This is a genomic window from Pseudomonas sp. L-22-4S-12, from assembly GCF_009799935.1.
GTDB lineage: Bacteria > Pseudomonadota > Gammaproteobacteria > Pseudomonadales > Pseudomonadaceae > Aquipseudomonas.
On sequence record NZ_WELL01000007.1, the window covers coordinates 76,101 to 100,596 of the forward strand.

General features: G+C 65.7%; 21 protein-coding genes. 10 read left to right on the top strand and 11 right to left on the bottom strand.

Translation table 11 applies throughout. The annotated features are described in order from the left end of the window. Positions 1-27: 27 nt before the first annotated feature. From bamA to rpsB, 9 genes are all read right to left on the bottom strand, one after another. Positions 28-2,427, bottom strand: a complete 2,400-nt coding sequence (gene bamA, locus F3I16_RS16675) for an outer membrane protein assembly factor BamA (protein WP_160494684.1) — start codon at positions 2,425-2,427, stop codon at positions 28-30. Positions 2,428-2,501: 74 nt separating this feature from the next. Then, positions 2,502-3,854, bottom strand: coding sequence for an RIP metalloprotease RseP (gene rseP, locus F3I16_RS16680; protein ID WP_160494685.1), 1,353 nt, complete (start codon positions 3,852-3,854; stop codon positions 2,502-2,504). Positions 3,855-3,870: 16 nt separating this feature from the next. Beyond that, positions 3,871-5,061 carry a 1-deoxy-D-xylulose-5-phosphate reductoisomerase gene (ispC, locus tag F3I16_RS16685; RefSeq protein WP_160494686.1) on the bottom strand — a complete coding sequence of 397 codons (1,191 nt, stop codon included), beginning with the start codon at positions 5,059-5,061 and terminating at the stop codon, positions 3,871-3,873. Then, complete coding sequence (locus F3I16_RS16690; protein WP_160494687.1) at positions 5,058-5,873, bottom strand: phosphatidate cytidylyltransferase; 816 nt, start codon at positions 5,871-5,873, stop codon at positions 5,058-5,060. Before F3I16_RS16690 ends, ispC begins: the two co-directional genes overlap by 4 nt. Further along, positions 5,873-6,628, bottom strand: a complete 756-nt coding sequence (uppS, locus tag F3I16_RS16695) for a polyprenyl diphosphate synthase (protein ID WP_160494688.1) — start codon at positions 6,626-6,628, stop codon at positions 5,873-5,875. Before uppS ends, F3I16_RS16690 begins: the two co-directional genes overlap by 1 nt. A gap of 13 nt (positions 6,629-6,641) precedes the next feature. Further along, positions 6,642-7,199: a ribosome recycling factor gene (gene frr / locus F3I16_RS16700; RefSeq protein ID WP_160078728.1), complete on the bottom strand. Its 558-nt coding sequence runs from the start codon at positions 7,197-7,199 to the stop codon at positions 6,642-6,644. Further along, positions 7,196-7,939, bottom strand: coding sequence for a UMP kinase (gene pyrH, locus F3I16_RS16705; protein WP_160078727.1), 744 nt, complete (start codon positions 7,937-7,939; stop codon positions 7,196-7,198). The genes frr and pyrH overlap by 4 nt, the downstream gene beginning before the upstream one ends. 179 nt (positions 7,940-8,118) lie before the next feature. Beyond that, positions 8,119-8,985, bottom strand: coding sequence for a translation elongation factor Ts (tsf, locus tag F3I16_RS16710; protein WP_160494689.1), 867 nt, complete (start codon positions 8,983-8,985; stop codon positions 8,119-8,121). 122 nt (positions 8,986-9,107) lie between these two features. After that, entirely contained in the window at positions 9,108-9,848 is a 741-nt protein-coding gene (gene rpsB / locus F3I16_RS16715; protein WP_160078725.1) for a 30S ribosomal protein S2, read from the bottom strand. Positions 9,849-10,100: 252 nt separating this feature from the next. Between rpsB and map the strand changes: the two genes are divergently transcribed. The 7 genes from map (at position 10,101) to F3I16_RS16750 (ending at position 18,154) form a co-directional block, all read left to right on the top strand. Next, on the top strand, positions 10,101-10,901 hold the full coding sequence (gene map, locus F3I16_RS16720) for a type I methionyl aminopeptidase (protein ID WP_160494690.1): 801 nt from the start codon (positions 10,101-10,103) through the stop codon (positions 10,899-10,901). Positions 10,902-10,921: 20 nt separating this feature from the next. Next, the gene (locus F3I16_RS16725; RefSeq protein ID WP_160494691.1) at positions 10,922-13,624 is read left to right on the top strand and encodes a [protein-PII] uridylyltransferase; all 2,703 of its coding nucleotides are present in this window, start codon (positions 10,922-10,924) and stop codon (positions 13,622-13,624) included. 49 nt (positions 13,625-13,673) lie between these two features. Then, positions 13,674-14,870: a succinyldiaminopimelate transaminase gene (dapC, locus tag F3I16_RS16730; RefSeq protein WP_160494692.1), complete on the top strand. Its 1,197-nt coding sequence runs from the start codon at positions 13,674-13,676 to the stop codon at positions 14,868-14,870. Positions 14,871-14,872: 2 nt separating this feature from the next. Continuing rightward, on the top strand, positions 14,873-15,220 hold the full coding sequence (locus F3I16_RS16735; protein WP_160494693.1) for an ArsC family reductase: 348 nt from the start codon (positions 14,873-14,875) through the stop codon (positions 15,218-15,220). A gap of 66 nt (positions 15,221-15,286) precedes the next feature. Beyond that, complete coding sequence (dapD, locus tag F3I16_RS16740; RefSeq protein ID WP_160494694.1) at positions 15,287-16,321, top strand: 2,3,4,5-tetrahydropyridine-2,6-dicarboxylate N-succinyltransferase; 1,035 nt, start codon at positions 15,287-15,289, stop codon at positions 16,319-16,321. Positions 16,322-16,544: 223 nt separating this feature from the next. Continuing rightward, positions 16,545-17,750 (top strand): aminotransferase class V-fold PLP-dependent enzyme, encoded by a 1,206-nt coding sequence (locus tag F3I16_RS16745; protein WP_160494695.1) that lies wholly within the window; start codon positions 16,545-16,547, stop codon positions 17,748-17,750. Further along, positions 17,747-18,154, top strand: a complete 408-nt coding sequence (locus F3I16_RS16750; RefSeq protein WP_160494696.1) for a SufE family protein — start codon at positions 17,747-17,749, stop codon at positions 18,152-18,154. The genes F3I16_RS16745 and F3I16_RS16750 overlap by 4 nt, the downstream gene beginning before the upstream one ends. A 59-nt stretch (positions 18,155-18,213) precedes the next feature. Here the strand turns inward: F3I16_RS16750 and F3I16_RS16755 are convergent, their stop codons facing one another. Next, positions 18,214-18,675, bottom strand: a complete 462-nt coding sequence (locus F3I16_RS16755) for a DUF1456 family protein (RefSeq protein ID WP_160494697.1) — start codon at positions 18,673-18,675, stop codon at positions 18,214-18,216. Positions 18,676-18,792: 117 nt separating this feature from the next. After that, on the bottom strand, positions 18,793-19,605 hold the full coding sequence (gene tcdA, locus F3I16_RS16760; protein WP_160494698.1) for a tRNA cyclic N6-threonylcarbamoyladenosine(37) synthase TcdA: 813 nt from the start codon (positions 19,603-19,605) through the stop codon (positions 18,793-18,795). 252 nt (positions 19,606-19,857) lie between these two features. Here tcdA and F3I16_RS16765 point away from each other — a divergent pair, with 252 nt between their 5' ends. The 3 genes from F3I16_RS16765 (at position 19,858) to F3I16_RS16775 (ending at position 24,487) form a co-directional block, all read left to right on the top strand. Then, entirely contained in the window at positions 19,858-22,455 is a 2,598-nt protein-coding gene (locus F3I16_RS16765) for a glycosyltransferase (RefSeq protein WP_160494699.1), read from the top strand. An 89-nt stretch (positions 22,456-22,544) separates the two neighbouring features. Next, on the top strand, positions 22,545-23,684 hold the full coding sequence (gene dapE, locus F3I16_RS16770) for a succinyl-diaminopimelate desuccinylase (RefSeq protein WP_160494700.1): 1,140 nt from the start codon (positions 22,545-22,547) through the stop codon (positions 23,682-23,684). Next, positions 23,681-24,487 carry a putative RNA methyltransferase gene (locus F3I16_RS16775; protein WP_160494701.1) on the top strand — a complete coding sequence of 269 codons (807 nt, stop codon included), beginning with the start codon at positions 23,681-23,683 and terminating at the stop codon, positions 24,485-24,487. The genes dapE and F3I16_RS16775 overlap by 4 nt, the downstream gene beginning before the upstream one ends. Positions 24,488-24,496: the final 9 nt, after the last annotated feature.

The window sequence follows — 24,496 nt, forward strand, 5'->3', positions numbered from 1 at the left end:
CAAAGACTGTTGTCATTTATCAAGCAATTAGAAGGTCTGACCCAGAGAGAACTGGAAGACTTGGGTATCCGCATCATCCGGTTTCTTGATCGGCGCCGCCAGGCTGAAGCTCAGCGGGCCCATGGCCGTGATCCAGGTCACGCCGACACCCACGGAACTGGCCAACTCGCCAATGTCCAGGTCGCAGGTGTTGCCATTCTCTTTCTGGGCGGTGGAGCAATTGGTGTCGTAGACGTTACCCACGTCCCAGAACAGCGAGGTGCGCAGGGAGCGCTGATCCTTGACGAACGGCATCGGGAACAGCATTTCCACGCCCCCCTGGATCAGCACGTTGCCGCCGAAGGGCAACGGGTCCTGGTCCGGGTCGGTGTAGCGACCATCGGCCCCGGCGCTGCCGTCGGTGATAATGCTGCCATCGGCTTTGCGCGCCACGCTGGGCGTGCTGCGCGGCCCGAGCGAGCTGTCCTCGAAACCGCGTACCGAGTTGAAACCACCGGCGTAGTAGTTCTCGTAGAACGGCAGGTCGGAGGTGGAGCCGTAGCTGTCGCCATAGCCCAGCTCGGTATGGAAGCGCAGGGTGTAGTTGTCGGTCACCGGTTTGAACAACTGGCCGCGGTAGTCCAGCTTGAAGAACGACAGGTCGCTACCCGGCACGGTGCTTTCCAGCACCAGGCTCTGGGAGTGGCCACGGTTGGCCAGCACACCACGGTTGAGCGTGGACTCGGACCAGCCGATCGAGGCTTTCAGGTTCAGGTAGTCCTCGCCCTCCTCCTCGAGGAAATCCATGATTTCGTCGACGGTGTAGGCGCCGGTGTCGATGCTGTCCTGCTGGATGGTCAGGCCATAGGTCAGGCGCGAGACCTCGCTGATCGGGTAGCCGATGCTCACCCCGGCACCATAGCTATCAACCGCATAGCTGGATACGTCGACATCCAGGTCATCATAGTCGGTGGTGCGGTAGAAGGCGTTGTAGCCCAGGCTGACGCCATCGGCGGTCCAGTAGGGGTCGACGAAGCCGAAGTTGTAGCTGGTCTGGTATTCGCTGCGGGTCAGGCCGAGGCTGACCTTGTTGCCGGTACCGAGGAAGTTGTTCTGGCTGATCGAACCACCGAGGATCAAGCCGGCGTTCTGGGCGAAGCCGACGCTGGCGGTGATCGAGCCGGAAGCCTGCTCCTCGACGCTGTAGTTGACGTCCACCTGGTCGTCGGTGCCCGGTACCTGCGGGGTCTCGACGTTGACTTCCTTGAAGTAGCCCAGGCGCTCGAGACGGGTCTTGGACTGGTCGATCAGGTAGGTCGAGGCCCAGCCACCTTCCATCTGGCGCATTTCACGGCGCAGCACTTCGTCTTCGGTCTTGGTGTTGCCACGGAAGTTGATGCGATTGACGTAGGCACGCTTGCCCGGATCGACCACGAAGGTGATGGCGACGGTCTTGTCTTCGTCGTTGGGCTGCGGCACGCCGTTGACGTTGGCGAAGGTGTAGCCCTCGTTGCCCAGGCGGCGAGTGATCAGCTCGGAGGTAGTGGTCATCACCTTGCGCGAGAAGACCTGACCCTGCTTGACCAGCAGCAGCTTCTTGACCTCTTCTTCCGGCACTTTCAGGTCACCGGAGAGTTTGACCTCGCTGACGCTGTACTTGTCGCCCTCGTCGACGTTGACGGTGACGTAGACGTGCTTCTTGTCCGGGGTGATGGATACCTGGGTGGAGGAGATATCCATGTTGATGTAGCCGCGATCCAGGTAGTAGGAGCGCAGACGCTCCAGGTCGCCGGACAGCTTCTCGCGGGCGTACTTGTCGTCGTTCTTGAAGAAGGACAGCCAGTTGGTGGTCTTCAGTTCGAACAGGCCGATCAGGTCCTCATCGGAGAAGACCGTGTTACCCACCACGTTGATGTGCTGGATGGCGGCAACCGAGCCTTCGTTGATGTCGATCTTCAGTGCCACGCGGTTACGCGGCTGCGGAATCACTTCGGCTTCGATGCTGGCCGAATAGCGGCCCTGGGCCACGTACTGGCGCAGCAGTTCGTTGCGTACGCCTTCGAGGGTGGCGCGCTGGAAGATTTCGCCCTCGGCCAGGCCGGACTGTTCCAGGCCCTTCATCAGGTCTTCGGTGCTGATCGCCTTGTTGCCTTCGATCTCCACGCCGGAGATCGACGGACGCTCGATTACGGTGATGACCAACACGTCGCCATCGCGACCGAGCTGGATGTCCTGGAAGAAACCGGTTTTGAACAGTGCACGGGTAGCCTCGACCAGGCTACCGTCATCTGCCTGCTCACCGACGTTGAGCGGCAGGGCGCCGAACAGGCTGCCCGCGGAAACCCGCTGCAGGCCGTTGACGCGAATATCTGAGATGGTGAAGGACTCGGCGTGAACTTCGGCGATCATCAATGCGGCGAGCACCGCAGGTAGCAGCAGACGTTTCATGAAGTCCTTTCTTATTCCAACTGACAATAAAGAAGCCGCCGCAATGGGCGGCAGCTTCGCAATTCAGCGATTTGTTACAGACGGCCCAAGTCGTTGATCAGGGCCAGCAACATCACCCCGAGCACCAGACTGATGCCCACCTGCATGCCCCAACCCTGCACCCGCTCGGACAGCGGGCGACCCCGCACCCACTCGATCAGGTAGAACAGCAGATGCCCCCCATCCAGCACAGGGATGGGCAACAGGTTGAGAACCCCCAAACTAATGCTCAGCAGGGACAGGAAATAGAGGAAATCCCCCACTCCCGACTGGGCTGAAGCGCCCGCCACTTTAGCAATGGTTATCGGCCCACTCAAGTTTTTTACCGACAGCTCACCGACCAGCATTTTGCGTACCGAATCGAAGGTCAGCAGGGTCATGTGCCAGGTCCGCCGCAGCCCCTCGCCCAGCGCATCCAGCGGACCGTAGCGGACTTCGCGCAGCATCTGCGGCGGCCACTCGATAGCGCCGACACCGACGCCGAGATAACCGCCGCGCGCCTCACCTTCGCCGCGCACGGCAAGATTCACCGTGAATTCCAGCTCGCGCCCGTCGCGCTCGACCAGCAGGCGCACCTGCTGACCCGGCAGCTCGCGCAGCACATCCAGCACCTGCTGCCAGTCATCGATGCGCTGCTCGCCGATCAGCAGCAGGCGATCGCCCTTGCGCACGCCCGCCGCCTGCGCCGGCCCCTCGGGGTCGATCTCCTGCAGAATCGGCGCCATGGCCGGGCGCCACGGGCGAATACCCAGCGACTGCAGCGGATCAGGCTGCTCGGCCCCCTTCTGCCAATCACGCAACACCAGCTGGCGAGTGCTCTGCGCCGTCGAATCGGGCTCGCGCAGCAACAGCTCGAGCATGCCGCTCTCGCCGAGACGCCGCACCAGCTGCAGGTTGACCGCCCCCCAACCGGCAGTCGGCTCGCCATCCACGGCCAGGATCTCCTGCCCGGCCCGCAGGCCCGCCGCCGCCGCCAAGCTGTCCGCCTGCACGGCGCCGATAACCGGCTTGGCCTGCTGACTGCCGAGCATGGCCAGGACCCAGAAGAACAGGATGGCCAGCAGGAAGTTGGCGATAGGCCCGGCGGCGACGATGGCGATGCGCTGGCGCACCGACTTGCGATTGAAGGATTGCTCGATCTGCTCGGCCGGGACATCGCCCTCGCGCTCGTCGAGCATCTTCACGTAGCCACCCAGCGGGATGGCGGCCACGACGAACTCGGTACCCTGGCGATCCTGCCAGCGCAGCAGGGGGCTGCCGAAGCCCACGGAGAAACGCAGGACCTTGACCCCGCAGCGCCGCGCCACCCAGAAGTGACCGAATTCGTGGATAGTCACCAGCACGCCCAGCGCAACCAGGGTGCCAAAGAACATGTATAGCGCGCTCATCCTACTTCCTCCGGACTCAACGCCCGTGGCGACTCAGCCATTCACCGGCCAGCACCCGTGCCCGGGCATCGGCCGCCAGCACCGCGTCGAGGTTTTCGACCGCCGTGACCGGGGCAAGATTCAATACTTCATCGATGATACGCGCGATCTCGGGAAAGCGGATGCGCCGCTCGAGGAAGGCCGCCACCGCCACCTCATTGGCCGCGTTGAGCAGCGCCGGCGCACTGCCGCCCGCCTCCGCCGCCTGCCGCGCCAGACGCAAACAGGGGAAGCGCTGCTCGTCCGGACGCTGAAAGTCCAGACGCGCCACGGCGAACAGATCCAGCGGCGCCACGCCGGAGTCGATCCGCTGCGGCCAGGCCAGGGCATGGGCGATCGGCGTGCGCATATCCGGATTGCCCAGCTGCGCCAGCACCGAGCCATCGACATAGTCGACCAGCGAATGGATCACGCTTTGCGGGTGGATCACCACCTCGACCTGGCTCGGCCTGGCGTCGAACAGCCAGCACGCCTCGATCAGCTCCAGGCCCTTGTTCATCATGCTCGCCGAATCGACCGAGATCTTGCGCCCCATCGACCAGTTGGGATGGGCACAGGCCTGCTCGGGACTGACCTGTTCCAGCTCGGCCAGCGGGGTTTCGCGGAACGGGCCGCCGGAGGCGGTCAGCAGGATACGCCGTACCCCGACAGCCCCCAGGCCGCGGGCATAGTCGCCCGGCAGACACTGGAAGATCGCATTGTGCTCGCTGTCGATCGGCAGCAATACCGCGCCGCTGCGGCGCACCGCCTGGATAAACAGGTCGCCGGACATCACCAGCGCTTCCTTGTTGGCCAGCAGCACCTTCTTGCCGGCCTCGACCGCCGCCAGGGTCGGCTTGAGGCCAGCCGCGCCGACGATCGCCGCCATCACCGCATCGACTTCGGGATGCGCCGCCACTTCGCACAGACCGCCCTCGCCAACCAGCACCCGGGTCGGCAGCCCGGCCTGCTGCAGCGCCGCCTGCAACGCCTCGGCGGCCGGCGCATCGGCAACCACGGCATAGCGCGGCCGATGCTTGACGCACAGGGCCTGGAGTTCGACCAGGCGGGTGAAACCACTGAGAGCGAAGGCCTGGTAGCGCTCGGGATGACGCGCGATCACATCCAGGGTACTTAGGCCAATGGAGCCGGTCGCCCCTAGCACGGTGATCTGCTGCACCCGACTCACAGCGTGCCCCAGCCGGCCAGCCACAGCAGCACGGCGAATACCGGTACGGCCGCCGTCAGGCTGTCGATGCGATCCAGTACGCCACCGTGACCAGGCAGCAGGTTGCTGCTGTCCTTGAACCCGGACTGGCGCTTGAACATGCTTTCGGTCAGATCACCGACCACCGAGATCAGCACCACCAGCGCCGCACCGGCCATGGCCAGGACAAAGCCCTTGCCCTGCCAGCCCTGCTGCAGACCGACCACGGCGGTGATCAGCAGGCTGGCCAGCAGGCCGCCATACAGCCCCTCCCAGCTCTTGCCGGGACTCACCCGCGGCGCCAGCTTGCGCTTGCCGAAGGTCTTGCCGGCGAAATAGGCACCGATATCGGCCCCCCACACCAGCACCATGACGGCGATGATCAGCAGGTTCGCCTGCGGCCACTGCTTGAGCAGGACCAGGCCCTGCCAGGCCGGCAACAGGATCAGCAGACCGATCAGCAGCTTGCCGGGCAGGCCGCCCCAGTACCGGCTACTGGCGGGATAGCTCAGCACCAGCAGGGTAGCCAGCAGCCACCAGAGCACCGCCGCGCCGAGCAGCCAGGGAGCCAGAGCCGGAGCGAGATAGAGCCCATAGAGCAGCGCCGCCACGGCGGCGGCATAGGCCACGCGCTGCGCCTGCCCGGCGAAACCGGCCAGGCGCGCCCACTCCCAAGCTCCCAGGGTCACCACCGCACCAATGAACAGGGCGAATAGCCCGCCGTCGAGCAGGAAGAAACCGCACAGCACGACGGGCAGCATCAGCAGCGCCGTGATGATCCGTTGTTTGAGCATCAGCGACGCGCCTCGGCTTCCACCTGTTCACTGGTCTTGCCGAAGCGACGCTGGCGGGTAGAGAAATCGGCCAGCGCCTTGCGCATGGCCTCGTGCTTGAAGTCCGGCCAGAACAGGTCGGAGAAATACAGCTCGGAATAGGCCAGCTGCCACAGCAGGAAATTGCTGATGCGGTGCTCGCCGCCGGTACGGATGCACAGGTCCGGTAACGGCAGATCGCCGGTGGCCAGGCAGCTCTGCAGCAGCTCCGGAGTCAGGTCTTCCGGCTGCAGGTGCCCGGCCTGCACATCGCGCGCCAGGCGCTGCGCGGCCTGGGCGATATCCCACTGGCCGCCATAGTTGGCCGCGACCTGCAGGACGAAGCGCTTCTCGCCGGCGGTAATCTGCTCGGCCTCGCGCATGGCCGCCTGCAGCTCCGGATGGAAGCGCGAGCGATCGCCGATGATGCGCAGGCTGATGCCGTTTTCCTTAAGTTTCTTCGCCTCGCGGCGCAGCGCCCCGAGGAACAGCTCCATCAGCGCGCCGACCTCTTCGGCCGGGCGCTGCCAGTTCTCGCTGGAGAAGGCGAACAGGGTCAGCACCTCGACCCCCGCCTCGGCACAGACCTCGATCACCGCACGCACGGCGTCGACGCCAGCCTTGTGCCCGGCCACGCCCGGCAGCAGGCGCTTCTTCGCCCAGCGGTTATTACCATCCATGATGATGGCCACATGACGCGGCACTATCGCCGGGGCTTCCTGCTTGTTCTTGAGCATGGCTAGAGGACCGTCACACCGCCATCAGATCGGTTTCTTTGGCTTCCAGCGCCTTTTCCACCTCGGCGACGAACTTGTCGGTCAGCTTCTGCACCTCGTCGGCGGCGCGACGCTCCTCGTCCTCGCTGATTTCCTTGTCCTTGGTCAGCTTCTTCAGCTCGGCCAGGGCATCGCGACGCACGTTGCGCACGGCCACCTTGGCATCCTCGGCAACGCCACGCGCCTGCTTGGTGTAGCCCCGGCGGGTCTCTTCGGTCAGGGCCGGCATCGGCACCCGGATGGTGGTACCGGCACTGCTCGGATTCAGGCCGAGGTCGGAGGTCATGATGGCCTTCTCGATCGCAGCGCTCAGGGCTTTATCGTGAGCGACGATCTTCAGCGTACGGGCATCTTCCACGCTGATCGCAGCGACCTGATTCAGCGGCATCTCGCTGCCGTATGCAGGCACCTTGACGCTGTCCAATATGCTCGGATGCGCCCGACCGGTACGAATGGAGGCCAGGTTGCGCCCCAGGGACTCCAGGGATTTGACCATGCGCTCCTGGGCGTCTTTCTTGATCTCGTTGATCATTGTGCTTCCTCCTCGATCAGGGTTCCTTCCGCGCCGCCCACCACGATATTCAGCAGGGCGCCCGGCTTGTTCATATTGAAGACCCGCAGCGGCATCTTGTGGTCGCGGCACAGACAGATGGCCGTCAGGTCCATTACGCCCAGCTTGCGGTCGAGCACCTCGTCATAGGTCAGGCGCTCGAACTTCTCCGCGTTCGGGTCCTTGAAAGGATCGGCAGTGTACACGCCATCGACCTTGGTGGCTTTGAGCACCAGGTCGGCATCGATCTCGATGGCACGCAGACAGGCCGCCGAGTCGGTGGTGAAGAACGGGTTGCCGGTGCCGGCGGCGAAGATCACCACTTCCCCGGTAGCCAGGTGGCGCAGCGCCTTGCGCCGATCATAGTGATCGGTCACCCCGACCATGGAAATCGCCGACATCACCGTGGCCGGGATGTTCGAGCGCTCCAGCGCATCGCGCATGGCCAGGGCGTTCATCACGGTAGCCAGCATGCCCATGTGGTCGCCGGTGACCCGATCCATGCCGGCAGCGGACAGCGCCGCGCCGCGGAACAGGTTGCCACCGCCGATCACCAGCCCGACCTGCACGCCGATGCCGACCAACTGACCGACTTCCAGCGCCATGCGATCCAACACCTTGGGATCGATGCCGAACTCTTCCGAGCCCATCAGGGCCTCGCCGCTAAGTTTGAGCAGAATGCGTTTATAGCGAGGTTGGCGACCACTCACCTGCTGAGCCATGCGTATCTCTCCTGCGGCGTTGTTTTCTAGTCGAAGCGCTGCGGCTTCGTATTTTTACCCGGCAGTCAGACAACTGCCCGGTGAATTGGTGCGGCGCGACGAACGATTATGCCGCGCTTTGCAAAAGAGGCTGCACGCGCAAGCGGGCAGCCTCTTCGGTACGGCAGTGCAGAACCGTCTTACTGCTTGCTGGCGGCAGCCACTTGAGCAGCAACTTCGTCAGCGAAGTTGTCGACCGGCTTCTCGATGCCTTCACCGACCGCGAAACGGGTGAAGGAAACGATTTCAGCGCCGCCTTTCTTGGCCAGGGCACCGACGGTGATTTCCGGATCCTTGACGAAGGCTTGCTCAACCAGGCTGGCTTCGGCCAGGAACTTGCTGATACGACCGGCAATCATCTTCTCGACGATCTCGGCCGGCTTGCCCTTCATCTTGTCTTCGTTCAGGGACATGAACACGTTCTTCTCGCGCTCGATGGCCTCCTGGGAGACTTGAGTCGGCAGCAGGAATTCCGGGTTGCTGGCAGCCACGTGCATGGCGATGTCCTTGGCCAGCTCGACGGAACCGCCTTTCAGGGCCACGACCACGCCGATCTTGTTGCCGTGCAGGTAGGAACCCAGCACGTCGCCTTCAACACGCGCCAGACGACGGATGTTGACGTTTTCACCGGTCTTGCCGACCAGGATCAGACGATCGGCTTCACGGGCTTCGATCAGCGGCTCGACGGTGGTCAGCTTGTCGGCGAAAGCCTGGTCGACGCTGGCGGCGACGAAGGCCTTGAAGTCATCCTGCAGGGCCAGGAAGTCGGTCTGCGAGTTGACTTCCAGCAGAACGGCGGACTTGCCGTCGTCCTTGATCGCGATGGCGCCTTCGGCGGCAATGTTGCCAGCCTTCTTGGCGGCCTTGATGGCGCCCGAGGCACGCATGTCGTCGATGGCTTTTTCGATGTCGCCGCCGGCCTTGGTCAGGGCCTTTTTGCAATCCATCATGCCTTCGCCGGTGCGCTCGCGCAGTTCTTTAACCAGGGCTGCAGTAATTTCTGCCATGTTCTTGATCCTCTTGAATCGGTAGTCAACCAATCAACCCGGATACCGGGTACAAATTCGTAAGTGGCAAAAAGGGGGCCTAGCCCCCTTCTTGCGCAACGGGTGACCTCAGTCGCCCGCTATCAGCCTTCGCTGGCCTCGGAGGAAGCTTCTTCGACGAACTCGTCGGCGCCACCGGCAGCGTTGTTGCGACCACGGATCACGGCGTCGGCCATGGCACCCATGTACAGCTGGATGGCGCGGATGGCGTCGTCGTTACCCGGGATGATGTAGTCAACGCCTTCCGGGCTGCTGTTGGTATCGACGATGCCGATGACCGGGATGCCCAGCTTGTTGGCTTCGGTGATAGCAATGCGCTCGTGGTCGACGTCGATCACGAACAGAGCGTCCGGCAGACCGCCCATGTCCTTGATACCGCCCAGGCTGCGATCCAGTTTTTCCAGATCGCGCGAACGCATCAGGGCTTCTTTCTTGGTCAGCTTGGCGAAGGTGCCGTCCTGGGACTGGACTTCCAGTTCGCGCAGGCGCTTGATCGAAGCACGGATGGTCTTGTAGTTGGTGAGCATGCCGCCCAACCAGCGATGATCGACGTACGGCGAACCGCAACGTGCGGCTTCGTCAGCCACGATCTTGCCGGCGGAACGCTTGGTGCCCACGAACAGGATCTTGTTTTTGCCCGCAGCCAGTTTCTCAACGAAGGACAGAGCCTCGTTGAACATCGGCAGGGTTTTTTCCAGGTTGATGATGTGGATCTTGTTGCGCGCGCCGAAAATGAACTTGCCCATTTTCGGGTTCCAGTAACGGGTCTGGTGGCCGAAGTGCACACCGGCCTTCAGCATATCGCGCATATTGACTTGGGACATGATAGTTCCTTGATAAGTCGGGTTAGGCCTCCACGCATCCCGCTATCCAACCCTTGCAGGCACCCAGGATAACGTGTCGATACGTGTGCGGATTAAAGCTTCACGAGCCCACAGCCCGTAAAGCGGCGCATTTTATATCACAGAACGGCGCCACAAGCTACCCACCTCGACTCGCCGCGCGCATGGCGCTTATGGCTTGCAGCCCGAAGCTGTTAACATGCGCCCTTGTCCTGCCTGCGCCCGAGAGCCCATATGACCGTCACCATCAAGTCGCCGGAAGAAATCGAAAAAATGCGCATCGCCGGCCGCTTGGCCGCCGAAGTGCTGGAAATGATCGGCGAACACGTCAAGCCCGGCGTCACCACCGAAGAGATCGACCGCATCTGCCACGACTATATCGTCAACGTGCAGAAGGCCATCCCGGCGCCGCTCAACTACGGCGCCGCCCCCGGCCGCCCGGGTTTCCCCAAGTCGATCTGCACCTCGCTCAACCACGTGGTTTGCCACGGCATCCCCAATGACAAGCCGCTGAAGGACGGCGACGTGCTGAACATCGACGTCACCGTGATCAAGGACGGCTACCACGGCGACACCAGCAAGATGTTCATGGTCGGCAAGGTTGCCGAGTGGGCGGTCAAGCTGGCCCAGGTCACCCAGGAGTCGATGTACAAGGGCATCGCCCTGGTCAAGCCGGGCGCGCGCCTGGGCGACATCGGCGAGGTGATCCAGAAGCACGCCGAGAAGCACGGTTTCTCCGTGGTCCGCGAATACTGCGGGCACGGCATCGGCGCGGTGTTCCACGAAGAGCCGCAGGTGCTGCACTACGGCCGCGCCGGTACCGGCATGGAACTCAAGGCGGGCATGACCTTCACCATCGAGCCGATGATCAACCAGGGCCGCCCGGAAACCCGCCTGCTCGGTGACGGCTGGACCGCCATCACCAAGGACCGCAAGCTGTCCGCGCAGTGGGAACACACCGTGCTGGTCACCGAGGGCGGCTACGAGATCCTCACCCTGCGCAGCGACGACACCATCGCGCGCACCTCAGCCTGAGCATATAGAAGGTAGGCCGCATGCCGCAGATGGATCCGGAGTTGTTTGATCGCGGCCAGTTCCAGGCCGAACTGGCGCTCAAGTCCAGTCCCATCGCCGCGTTCAAGAAGGTCCTCAAGCAGGCGCGCGAGGTGCTCGACGGGCGTTTCCGCGAGAGCCGCGACATCCGCCGCCTGATCGAGGACCGCGCCTGGTTCGTCGACCAGATCCTGCGCTGCGCCTGGGATCGCTTCGACTGGAGCGAAGACGCCGACATCGCCCTGCTGGCGGTCGGCGGCTACGGCCGCGGCGAGCTGCACCCCAACTCCGACATCGACCTGCTGATCCTGCTCGACAGCGCCGACCACGAAGTCTTCCGCAGCCCCATCGAAGGCTTCCTCACCCTGCTCTGGGACATCGGCCTGGAAGTCGGGCAGAGCGTGCGTTCAGTGGATGAATGCGCCGAAGAGGCGCGCGCCGACCTGACGGTGATCACCAACCTGATGGAAAGCCGCACCATCGCCGGCCCCGAGCGCCTGCGCCTGCGCATGCAGGAGGTCACCAGCGCCGAGCGCATGTGGCCGAGCAAGCACTTCTTCCTGGCCAAGCGCAAGGAACAGCAGGCGCGCCACGCCAAGTACAACGACACCGAATACAACCTGGAGCCCAATGTGAAGGGCTCCCCCGGCGGCCTGCGCGACATCCAGACCATCCTCTGGGTGGCGCGCCGCCAGTTCGGCAGCCTCAACCTGCACTCGCTGGTGCAGCAGGGTTTCCTGGTCGACAGCGAGTACGGCATGCTCGCCTCCAGCCAGGAGTTCCTCTGGAAGGTGCGCTACGCCCTGCACATGCTGGCCGGGCGCGCCGAAGACCGCCTGCTGTTCGACCACCAGGGCAAGATCGCCGCATTGCTCGGCTTCAAGGACGGCGACGGCAAGCTGGCGGTGGAAAACTTCATGCAGAAGTACTACCGGGTGGTGATGGGCGTCGCCGAACTCAGCGACCTGATCAACCAGCACTTCGAGGAAGTGATCCTGCGCGCCGGCGAACCGGGCCCGGCACAACCGCTGAACAGCCGCTTCCAGCTGCGCGACGGCTACCTCGAAGTCACCCATGCCAAGGTGTTCCAGCGCACCCCGTTCGCCATCCTCGAAGTCTTCGTGCTGATGGCCCAGCACCCGGAGATCAAGGGCGTGCGCGCCGACACCATCCGCCTGCTGCGCGACAGCCGGCACCTGATCGACGACGACTTCCGCCGCGACATCCGCAACACCAGCCTGTTCATCGAGCTGTTCAAGTCGACCCAGGGCATCCACCGCAACCTGCGGCGGATGAACCGCTACGGCATTCTCGGCCGCTACCTGCCGGAGTTCGGCCATATAGTCGGGCAGATGCAGCACGACCTGTTCCACATCTATACGGTCGATGCGCACACCCTCAACCTGATCAAGCACCTGCGCAAGCTCAAGCGCCCGGAGCTGGCGGAGAAATTCCCGCTGGCCAGCAAGCTGATCGACAAGCTGCCCAAGCCCGAGCTGATCTACCTGGCCGGGCTCTACCACGACATCGGCAAGGGCCGCGGCGGCGACCACTCCGAGCTCGGCGCGGTGGATGCCGAAGCCTTCTGCGCCCGCCATCAGCTACCCAACTGGGACAGCCGGCTGATCACCTGGCTGGTGCAGAACCACCTGGTGATGTCGACCACCGCCCAGCGCAAGGACCTCTCCGACCCGCAGGTGATCTTCGACTTCGCCCAGCAGGTCGGCGACCAGACCCGCCTGGACTACCTCTACGTGCTGACCGTGGCCGATATCAACGCCACCAACCCCAGCCTGTGGAACTCCTGGCGCGCCAGCCTGCTGCGCCAGCTGTACACCGAGACCAAGCGCGCCCTGCGCCGCGGCCTGGAAAACCCGCTGGACCGCGAGGAGCAGATCCGCCAGACCCAGAGCTCGGCCATCGACATCTTGGTGCGCGGCGGTACCGACCAGGACGACGCCGAACAGCTCTGGTCGCAACTGGGCGACGACTACTTCCTGCGCCACACCGCGGCCGACGTGGCCTGGCACACCGAGGCGATCCTCCAGCACCCGGCCGGCAAGGACCCGCTGGTGCTGATCAGAGAAACCGCCCAGCGCGAGTTCGAGGGCGCCACCCAGATCTTCATCTACGCCCCGGACCAGCACGACTTCTTCGCCGTGACCGTGGCGGCCATGGACCAGCTCAACCTGAACATCCACGACGCCCGGGTGATCACCTCCACCAGCCAGTTCACCCTCGACACCTACATCGTCCTGGATGCCGACGGCGGGCGCATCGGCGACAGCCCGGCACGGATCAAGCAGATCCGCGACGGCCTGGTCGAAGCGCTGAAAAACCCGGACGAGTACCCGGCGATCATCCAGCGCCGCGTGCCGCGCCAGCTCAAGCACTTCGCCTTCGCCCCGCAGGTGACCATCCACAACGATGCCCAGCGCCCGGTGACCGTGCTCGACATCACCGCGCCGGACCGCCCCGGCCTGCTGGCGCGGATCGGCAAGATCTTCCTGGACTTCGACCTGTCCCTGCAGAACGCCAAGATCGCCACCCTGGGCGAGCGGGTGGAAGACGTGTTCTTCATCACCGACGCCCACAACCAGCCGCTGTCCGACCCCGAGCTGTGCGCGCGCCTGCAGGACGCCATCGTCCAGCAGCTGTCGCAGGCCAACGGGGAAACCGTCGGCCTCGGCTCGATCAGCATATGAACCCGGCCGGGCCCCGCGCCGCCCGGCCCGCACGCGACCAAGAGACGTTATGAACCACGCCCTGACCCAACTGCAGCCCTACCCCTTCGAGAAACTGCGCGCCCTGCTGGCCGGCGCCCAGCCGCCGGCCGACAAGCGACCGATCGCCCTGTCCATCGGCGAACCCAAGCACAAGTCGCCGGATTTCGTCGCCCGGGCCCTGGCGGACAACCTCGACCAGCTGGCCGTGTACCCCACCACCCTGGGGCTGCCGGCCCTGCGCGAAGCCATCGCCGCCTGGTGCGAGCGCCGCTTCGGCGTGCCCAGCGGCTGGCTGGATGCCGCCCGCCACGTGCTGCCGGTCAACGGCACCCGCGAGGCACTGTTCGCCTTCACCCAGGCCGTGGTGCAGCGTGATGTCGGCGGCCTGGTGGTCAGCCCCAACCCCTTCTACCAGATCTACGAAGGCGCGGCCCTGCTCGCCGGCGCCACCCCGCACTATCTGCCGTGCCTGCAGGAACATGGCTTCAACCCGGATTTCGCCGCGGTCAGCGACGATGTCTGGCAGCGCTGCCAGATCCTCTTCCTCTGCTCGCCGGGCAACCCCACCGGCGCCCTGATCCCGCTGGAAACCCTGAAGCAGCTGATCGCCCTGGCCGACAAATTCGATTTCGTCATCGCCGCCGACGAGTGCTACAGCGAGCTGTACTTCGACGAAGACAATCCGCCGCCGGGCCTGCTCAGCGCCTGCGCCGAACTGGGCCGCAGCGATTTTGCGCGCTGCGTGGTGTTCCACAGCCTGTCCAAGCGATCCAACCTGCCGGGCCTACGCTCCGGCTTCGTCGCCGGCGATGCCGACATTCTGAAATCTTTCCTGCTGTACCGTACCTACCACGGCTGCGCCATGCCGGTGCAGACCCAGCTGGCCAGCGTCGCCGCCTGGAACGACGAGGCCCACGTACGCGCCAACCGCGACCTGTACCGCGAGAAGTTCGCCGCCGTGCTCGACATCCTCGGCCCGGTGCTCGACGTGCAGCGCCCCGACGGCGGCTTCTACCTGTGGGCCAGAACCCCGGGCGACGACCAGAGCTTCACCCGCGAACTGTTCGCCCAGCAGCACGTGACCGTGGTGCCCGGCTCCTACCTGTCGCGCGAAGTGGGCGGCGAGAACCCTGGCGCCGGCCGCGTGCGCCTGGCCCTGGTCGCGCCGCTGGCCGAATGTGTGGAAGCGGCCGAACGCATCCGCGCCTTCGTCAAAGGACTCTAACCATGAGCATCACCCTGTACGGCATCAAGGCCTGCGACACCATGAAGAAGGCCCGTACCTGGCTCGACGAGCACGGCGTAAGCTATGCCTTCCACGACTACAAGGCCGCCGCCATCGACCGCGCCAGCCTACAGCAATGGTGTGCCGAACACGGCTGGGAAACCGTCCTCAACCGTGCCGGCACCACCTTCCGCAAGCTCGACGAGGCGCGCAAGGCCGATCTCGACCAGGCCCGCGCCATCGAACTGATGCTGGCGCAACCGTCGATGATCAAGCGCCCGGTCCTCGACCTGGGCGGCAAGACCCTGGTCGGCTTCAAGCCCGAGCTGTACGCCGCCGCCCTGAACTGATCCACCCACGAATTCGCCTGGCTGCTGATGCGCCGGCATCAACCCGATTCAGCAAGAGGAATTGCCATGTCTACCCAACTGTTCAGCATCGCCTTCGGTGTCGGCACCCAGAACCGCCAGGGCAACTGGCTGGAAGTCTTCTACGCCCAGCCGCTGCTGCACCCGGCCGCGGCCCTGTCCGACAAGGTTGCGCAGAAGCTCGGCTACACCGGCGGCAACCAGGCCATCGCCTTCACCACCCAGCAGGCCGCCGAACTGGCCGAAGCCCTGAAAGGCATCGACGCCGCCCAGGCCGCCCTGCTCACCCGTCTGGCCGAGAGCCACAAGCCGCTGGTGGCGACCTTCCTCGATGCCGACATCGCCCTGAGCAGCACGCCCGAGGCCTACCTCAAGCTGCACCTGCTGTCGCACCGCCTGGTCAAGCCGCACGGCCTGAACCTGACCGGCATCTTCCCGCTGCTGCCCAACGTGGCCTGGACCAGCCAGGGCGCCGTGGACCTGGCCGAGCTGGCCGAACTGCAGCTGGAAGCGCGCCTGAAGGGCGAGCTGCTGGAAGTGTTCTCGGTGGACAAGTTCCCGAAAATGACCGACTACGTGGTGCCGGCCGGCGTGCGCATCGCCGACAGCGCCCGCGTGCGCCTGGGCGCCTACATCGGTGAAGGCACCACGGTGATGCACGAAGGCTTCGTCAACTTCAACGCCGGCACCGCCGGCCCGGGCATGATCGAAGGCCGCGTGTCCGCCGGCGTGTTCGTCGGCAAGGGCTCGGATCTGGGCGGCGGCTGCTCGACCATGGGCACCCTGTCCGGCGGCGGCAACATCATCATCAGCGTCGGCGAAGGCTGCCTGATCGGCGCCAACGCCGGCATCGGCATCCCGCTGGGCGACCGCAGCACCGTGGAGTCCGGCCTGTACATCACCGCCGGCACCAAGGTCGCCCTGCTCGACGACGCCAACAATCTGGTCAAGGTGATCAAGGCCCGCGAACTGGCCGGCCAGGCGGACCTGCTGTTCCGCCGCAACTCGCAGACCGGCGCGGTGGAGTGCAAGACCAACAAAACGGCCATCGAGCTGAACGAGGCGCTGCACGCCCACAACTGAAAATCGGTCTGAAGCTGCTGCGCTAGGCCATGCGGCGTTGAAATCAGGCTCGGGCTGCTCATTTACACTCAGTAAACTCCGCGCCCTCGCCTGATTTCGCCTTGCCTGGCCGTCGCTCGCAACGCTTCAGCTCCGATTTTCGGCCGCGTGATAGTGAACAGGCCGGGCCCATGCCCGGCCTGTCTATTTATACTCAGCAGACATTTCAGCGGTGCCGAAGCCCATGTCACTGATTTCCCCCTGGCGCGCCGATTTTCCGGGCATCCTGGCCCTCGACGGCGCAGGCCAGACCTACCTGGACAGCGCTGCCACCGCGCAGAAGCCGCAGGCCATGCTCGACAGTCTGCTGGGCTACTACGCCGGCGGCGCGGCCAACGTGCACCGCGCCCAGCACCTGCCGGGCGAGCGCGCCACCCGCGCCTTCGAGGCCAGCCGCAGCCAGGCGGCGCACTGGCTCAACGCGGCCAGCAGCGAGGAGATCGTCTTCACCCGCGGCAGCACAGAATCCCTCAACCTGCTGGCCTATGGCCTGGAGCACCGGTTCGCCGCCGGCGACGAAATCGCCATCAGCGCCCTGGAGCACCACGCCAACCTGCTGCCCTGGCAGCAACTGGCGCTGCGCCGCGGCCTCAAGCTGGTGGTACTGCCCCTGGACGAGCTGGGCCGGATCGACCTGGCGCAGGCCGCCACGCTGATCGGCCCGCGCACCCGCCTGCTGGCCGTATCGCAACTGTCCAACGTGCTCGGCCGCTGGCAGCCCGTGTTTGAGCTGATCGCCCTGGCCCAGGCGCAAGGCGCGCTGACGGTGGTCGACGGCGCCCAGGGCGTGGTGCATGGCCGCCATGACGTGCAGGCCCTGGGCTGCGACTTCTACGCCTGCTCCAGCCACAAGCTCTATGGCCCGGACGGCGTCGGCCTGCTCTACGGCCGCCGCGAGGCCCTGGCGCAGCTGCACCACTGGCAGTTCGGCGGCGAAATGGTGCTGGAGGCCGACTACCGGCACGCCCGGTTCCGCCCCGCACCGCTGGGCTTCGAGGCCGGCACCCCGGCGATCTCCAGCATCATCGCCCTTGGCGCCAGCCTGGATTACCTGGCCGGCCTGGATCAGGCAGCCGTCGCCGGCCACGAGGCGGCCCTGCACGCCGAGCTTCTGGCCGGCCTGGCCGCCCGCGCGGGCGTGCGCCTGCTCGGCACGCCCCAGGTGGCCCTGGCCAGTTTCGTGGTGGACGGCGTGCACAGCGCCGACCTGGCCCACCTGCTCAGCGAACAGGGCGTCGCCGTGCGCGCCGGCCATCACTGCGCCATGCCGCTGCTGAAAAGCCTCGGCCTGCCCGGGGCGATCCGCGTGTCCCTGGGCCTGTACAACGACGGTGGCGACCTGGAACGCCTGTTTGCCGCCCTGGACAAAAGCCTGGAGCTGCTGCGATGAGCCTGCCCGCCGCCGCCCGCGAAGCGCTGGACGCCTTCGGCCAGTGCCCCGGCTGGGAACAGCGCGCGCGCCTGCTGATGCAGTGGGGCGAAGGCCTGCCAGCCCTGAACGACAGCGAAAGAAATGAAGCCAACCGCGTGCATGGCTGCGACAGCCAGGTCTGGCTGGTCGGCGAATGCCGTGATGGGGGCTGGCAGTTCCGCGCCGCCAGCGACGCCCGGCTGATCCGCGGCCTGCTGGCCGTGCTGCTGGCGCGAGTCAATGGCCTGGACGGCGGCGAACTGCAGGGCGTCGACCTGGCCGACTGGTTCAACCAGCTGGGCCTGGCCCGCCAGCTGTCGCCGTCACGCAGCAACGGCCTCAACGCCGTGCTGCAGCGCATGCGCGAGCTGACGCAAAGTTAGAGCCACGCCTCAGAACCATTGGTGGACAAGGCTGTGCTTATCCACCTTCAAGCAGGCTCTCAGCCGCGCTGGCGCTGGGTCAGGCCACGCAGGAAGTTGCGCAGCACCTGGTCGCCGCACAGGCGGAAGTTCTTGTGGCCCGGCTTGCGGAACAGGGCGCTGAGCTCGGCCTTGGTCATCGGCAGGTCGGCGGCCTGGAGGATGGCGTGCATGTCGTCGTCCTTCAGCTCGAAGGCCACCCGCAGCTTCTTCAGGATGGTGTTGTTGGTCAGGCGCTTCTCCACCGGCAACGCCGGGCGGCTGTCGTCCTTGCCGCGCTTGAAGAACACCAGGCCATCGAGGAAATGCGCCAGCACCTCGTCGCTGCACGGCACATGGCCCTCTTCGTCATCCTTGAGCAGGAAGGCCGCCACATCGGCCTCGCTCAGCGGGTAGTCGGCCAGCTGGCAGATTTCCACCAGCTTGGCGTCGCTGACATCCAGCAGGTAGCGCAGGCTGCGCAGCACATCGTTGTTGATCATGGGAGCATCTCGTTCAGGCCGCAGCCACATAGGTAGGCTGGGCGCGGGGAATCCGGCAGGCGGGCAAGCGGCGATTATAGGGCCTGGCGTCGCCCCGCGCGGCAGAAAAACCGCGCGTTACGCGGGTTTTCCCGCCCGCTCCGCCGGACGCCGCGCCCCGGCCACCAGCTTGTCGATGATTTTCGCCGCGGCGACCATGCCGAAACTGGCGGTCACCATCATCGCCGAACCGAAGCCCCCGGCGCAGTCCAGACGGGTGCCGTCGCCGGGCATGACCTTGCTCAGGCACACGCTGCCGTCGGGCAAGGGGTAGCGCAGCTGCTCGCGCGAGTAGACGCAGGTGATGCTGTAGGTACGTCCCGGGGTGCGCGAGAAGTTGTAGTCGCGGCGCAGCAGCGAGCGCACCTTGGCGATCAGCGGGTCGTTGACCGTCTTGTTGAGGTCGGCGATCTCGATCTTGGTCGGGTCGACCTGGCCGCCGGCGCCGCCGGTGGCGACGATCTGGATCTTGCGCCGCTTGCACCAGGAAATCAGCGCCGCCTTGGCCGCCACGCTGTCGATGCAGTCGATCACCGCATCCAGTTCCTCGGTGATGTACTCGGCCATGGTCTCGCGGGTGACGAAATCGGCCACCGCATGCACCACGCAGGCCGGATTGATGGCGCGGATGCGCTCGGCCATCACCTCGACCTTGGCCTTGCCCACCGCGCCGGTCAGGGCATGTACCTGGCGGTTGGTGTTGGTGAGGCAGACGTCGTCCAGGTCGAACAGGGAAATCTCGCCGACCCCCGAACGCGCCAGCGCCTCGGCCGCCCAGGAGCCCACGCCGCCGATACCGACCACGGCCACATGCGCCGCCTGCAGGCGTTGCAGGCCCTCGTGCCCATAAAGGCGGGCAATCCCACCGAAACGCTGATCATCTGTCGCCATGCCACCACCCTCGCAAACCGGCCGGCATTATAAGGGCCCCGGGCGCCAGACTCACCTGCGCCGCGCACTGTGCGAGTGCGTTGCGCGCCGTGCCCAGCGAACATTTCCGGACGGCTGTTGCCCAACGGCAAAGCCCCGCCAACAGCGGGCCCGGCCGGTGCTATACAGCTAACAGGCGGCGGAGTAGCATGCGCGCCGACCGGCGTTCGCCGGAAACTCCCCTGTTCCACCCTGCGGAACCTGAAAACAGCTATGCCAACGCGTAAATTCGGACTCAATCTGGCAGTCTTCGTGGCGGTCGCCGCCCTGTTCACTGGCATCTGGGCGCTCTACAACCGCCCGGTCAGCGCCCCGGACTGGCCCGAACAGATCTCCGGCTATTCCTTCTCGCCCTTCCGTGCCGGGCAGAACCCCCAGCAGAACACCTACCCGAGCGATGCGCAGATCCGCGCCGACCTGGAACTGCTGAGCAGCCAGACCGACAACATCCGCACCTACTCGGTGGATGGCGAGCTGGCCAAGATCCCCTACCTGGCCGAAGAATTCGGCCTGCGCGTGACCCTCGGCATCTGGATCAGCCCGGACCTGGAACGCAACGAGCGCGAGATCGCCAAGGCCATCGAGATCGCCAACGACTCGCGCAGCGTGGTCCGCGTGGTGGTCGGCAACGAAGCCCTGTTCCGCCGCGAAGTGACCCCGGAGAACCTGATCGCCTACCTCGACCGGGTGCGCGCCGCGGTCAAGGTGCCGGTGACCACCTCCGAGCAGTGGCACATCTGGCAGGAATACCCGCAGCTGGCCAAGCACACCGACCTGATCGCCGCCCACGTGCTGCCCTACTGGGAGTTCGTGCCGATGGAGGACTCCACCGAGTTCGTCCTCGAACGCGCCAAGGACCTGAAGAAACTGTTCCCGAAGAAGCCCCTGCTGCTCTCCGAAGTGGGCTGGCCGAGCAACGGCCGCATGCGCGGCGGCGCCGACGCCTCCCAGGCGGACCAGGCCATCTACCTGCGCACCCTGGTCAACGCGCTGAACGCCAAGGGCTACAACTACTTCGTCATCGAAGCCTTCGACCAGCCGTGGAAGGCCAGCGACGAAGGCTCGGTCGGCGCCTACTGGGGCGTGTACAACCTCGACCGCCAGGCCAAGTTCGCCTTCGAAGGGCCGGTGGTGGCCATTCCGCAGTGGCGCCTGCTGGCCATCGCCTCGGTGGTCCTGGCCCTGTTGACCCTGGCCCTGATGCTGATCGACGGCAGCGCCCTGCGCCAGCGCGGGCGCACCTTCCTGACCTTCGTCGCCTTCGCCGGCGGCTCGGTGCTGGTGTGGATCGGCTACGACTACAGCCAGCAGTACAGCACCTGGTTCAGCACCATAGTCGGCCTGCTGCTGGGCATCGGCGCCTTCGGCGTGTTCATCGTGCTGATCACCGAGGCCCATGAACTGGCCGAGACCGCCTGGACCCGCACCCGCCGCCGCCCCTTCCTGCCGGTGCTGACCGACACCGCCTACCGGCCCAAGGTGTCGATCCACGTGCCCTGCTACAACGAGCCGCCGGAGATGGTGAAGCAGACCCTCGACGCCCTGGCCGCCCTCGACTATCCGGACTACGAAGTCCTGATCATCGACAACAACACCAAGGACCCGGCCGTGTGGGAGCCGGTGCAGGCCTACTGCGAGCAACTCGGCCCGCGCTTCCGCTTCTTCCACGTGGCGCCGCTGCACGGTTTCAAGGGCGGCGCGCTGAACTACATCCTGCCGCACACCGCGCCGGATGCCGAAGTGGTGGCGGTGATCGACTCCGACTACTGCGTCGACAAGAACTGGCTCAAGCACATGGTGCCGCACTTCAGTGACCCGAAGATCGCCGTGGTGCAGTCACCCCAGGACTACCGCGACGGCAACGAGAGCACCTTCAAGAAGCTCTGCTACGCCGAGTACAAGGGCTTCTTCCATATCGGCATGGTCACCCGCAACGACCGCAACGCGATCATCCAGCACGGCACCATGACCATGATCCGCCGCACGGTGATGGACGAGCTGCAGTGGGCCGACTGGACCATCTGCGAAGACGCCGAGCTCGGCCTGCGCGTGTTCGAGAAGGGCTACGCCGCCGCCTACGCCCACCAGAGCTTCGGCCGGGGGCTGATGCCGGACACCTTCATCGACTACAAGAAGCAGCGCTTCCGCTGGGCCTACGGCGCCATCCAGATCATGAAGGGCCATGCGCGCAGCCTGTTCCTCGGCAAGGACTCCGAGCTGCAGCCGGGCCAGCGCTACCACTTCATCGCCGGCTGGCTGCCGTGGATCGCCGACGGCCTGAACATCTTCTTCACCATCGGCGCCCTGCTCTGGTCGGCGGCCATGATCATCGTGCCGCAGCGGGTCGACCCGCCGCTGATGATCTTCGCCATCCCGCCGCTGGCGCTGTTCTTCTTCAAGTTCGGCAAGATCCTGTTCCTCTACCGCCGCGCGGTGGGCGTCGATCTGGTGCGCTCGTTCCAGGCGGCCATCGCCGGCCTGGCGCTGTCGCACACCATCGCCAAGGCCGTGCTGTACGGGGCGTTCACCAAGACCATCCCGTTCTTCCGCACGCCGAAAATGGCCAGCAACCACGGCATCCTGGTGGCCCTGGCCGAGGCCCGCGAGGAAGTGTTCATCATGCTCCTGCTGTGGGGCGCGGCCCTGGGCATCGGCATCGTCCAGGGCCTGCCCAGCGCCGACGTGAAGTTCTGGGTGGCCATGCTCCTGGTGCAGTCGCTGCCGTACCTGGCGGCGCTGATCATGGCCCTGCTGTCGTCCCTGCCCAAGCCAGTGGAAGCGACCGAAGACGAGGCCACGGCCCCGGTCTGAGTGGGCTCTGCCTGTCGAAACGGCGGCCTCGGGCCGCCGTTTTGCTTTAAGATGGCGGCCTTTCTGAATTCCGCTGTTCCGGAGCTGCAATGACCCCCCTCTCCCCCACCCTCGAGCTTGCCTGCGACCTGATCCGCCGCCCGTCCGTCACCCCGGTCGACGAAGGCTGCCAGGAGCTGATGATGCGCCGCCTGGCCGCCGCCGGCTTCGCCCTGGAGCCGATGCGCATCGAGGAGGTGGACAACTTCTGGGCGCGCCGCGGTGGCGACGGCCCGGTACTGTGCTTCGCCGGGCATACCGACGTGGTGCCGACCGGCCCGCTGCAGTCCTGGCAGCACCAGCCGTTCGATGCGCTGATCGACGAGCAGGGCATGCTCTGTGGGCGTGGCGCGGCGGACATGAAGGGCAGCCTGGCGTCGATGATCATCGCCGTCGAGCGTTTCGTCGCCGACTACCCCCAGCACAAGGGCGCGATCGCCTTCCTCATCACCAGCGACGAGGAAGGCCCGGCCCAGCACGGCACCAAGGCCGTGGTCGAGCGCCTGCGCGCGCGCGGCGAGCGCCTGGACTGGTGCATCGTCGGCGAGCCGTCGAGCACCACCCTGGTCGGCGACGTGGTCAAGAACGGCCGCCGCGGCTCCCTCGGCTGCACCCTCACGGTACGCGGCAAGCAGGGTCACGTGGCCTACCCGCACCTGGCCCGCAACCCCATCCACCTGGCCGCCCCGGCCCTGGCCGAACTGGCCGCCGAGCACTGGGACAACGGCAATGCCTACTTCCCGCCGACCAGTTTCCAGGTCTCCAACCTCAACGCCGGCACCGGCGCCACCAACGTGATCCCCGGCGAACTGAGGGCGGTGTTCAACTTCCGCTTCTCCACCGAATCCACGGTCGAGGGCCTGCAGCAGCGCGTCGCCGCCATCCTCGACAAGCATGGCCTGGACTACACGCTGGACTGGGCGCTGTCTGGCCTGCCGTTCCTCACCCAGCCGGGCGAGCTGCTCGATGGCGTGGCCGCCAGCATCAGGACGGTCACCGGCCGCGAGACCACCCCCTCCACCTCCGGCGGCACCTCGGACGGCCGCTTCATCGCCACCCTGGGTACCCAGGTGGTCGAGCTGGGCCCGGTCAACGCCACCATCCATCAGATCGACGAGCGCGTGCTGGCCAGCGACCTGGATGTGCTGACCGAAATCTACTATCAGACCCTGGTCAACCTGCTCGCATGAGTCTGATCTGCCCGATCTGCCAGCAGCCGCTGAGCATCGTCGACAACGGCGTGGCCTGCGCGGCCAACCACCGCTTCGACCGCGCGCGCCAGGGCTACCTGAACCTGCTGCCGGTGCAGCACAAGAACAGCCGCGACCCGGGCGACAACGCCGCCATGGTCGAGGCCCGCCGGCGTTTCCTCGATGGTGGCCACTACGCGCCGCTGGCCCGGCGCCTGGCCGAGCTGGCCGCCGAGCGCGCTCCGCAGCGCTGGCTGGATATCGGCTGCGGCGAGGGTTACTACACCGCGCAGCTCGCCGAGCGGCTGGCGGATGCCGACGGCTATGCCCTGGACATCTCCCGCGAGGCGGTCAAGCGTGCCTGCAAACGTGCGCCGCAGCTGACCTGGCTGGTGGCGAGCATGGCCCGCGTGCCGCTGAGCGATGCCAGCTGCAACCTGCTGGCCAGCGTGTTCAGCCCGCTGGACTGGCAGGAAGCGCAGCGCCTGCTCGCCCCCGACGGCGGCCTGCTGCGCATGGGCCCGACCGGCGAGCACCTGATGCAGCTGCGGCAGAAGCTCTACGACGAGGTGCGCGACTATGATGAGCAGAAGCACCTCGGCCTGATTCCGCCGGGCATGCGCCTGGCCCACAGCGAAACCCTGCGCTTTGCCCTGAACCTGACCAGCAGCCAGGCCCGCGCCGACCTGCTGGCTATGACCCCGCACGGCTGGCGCGCCAGCGCCGAACGCCGCGCCGCGGTGATCGCCGAAGACTTCGAAGTTACCGTCGCCATTCGCTACGATTGGATCGAGAAACTCTAGGGACACACT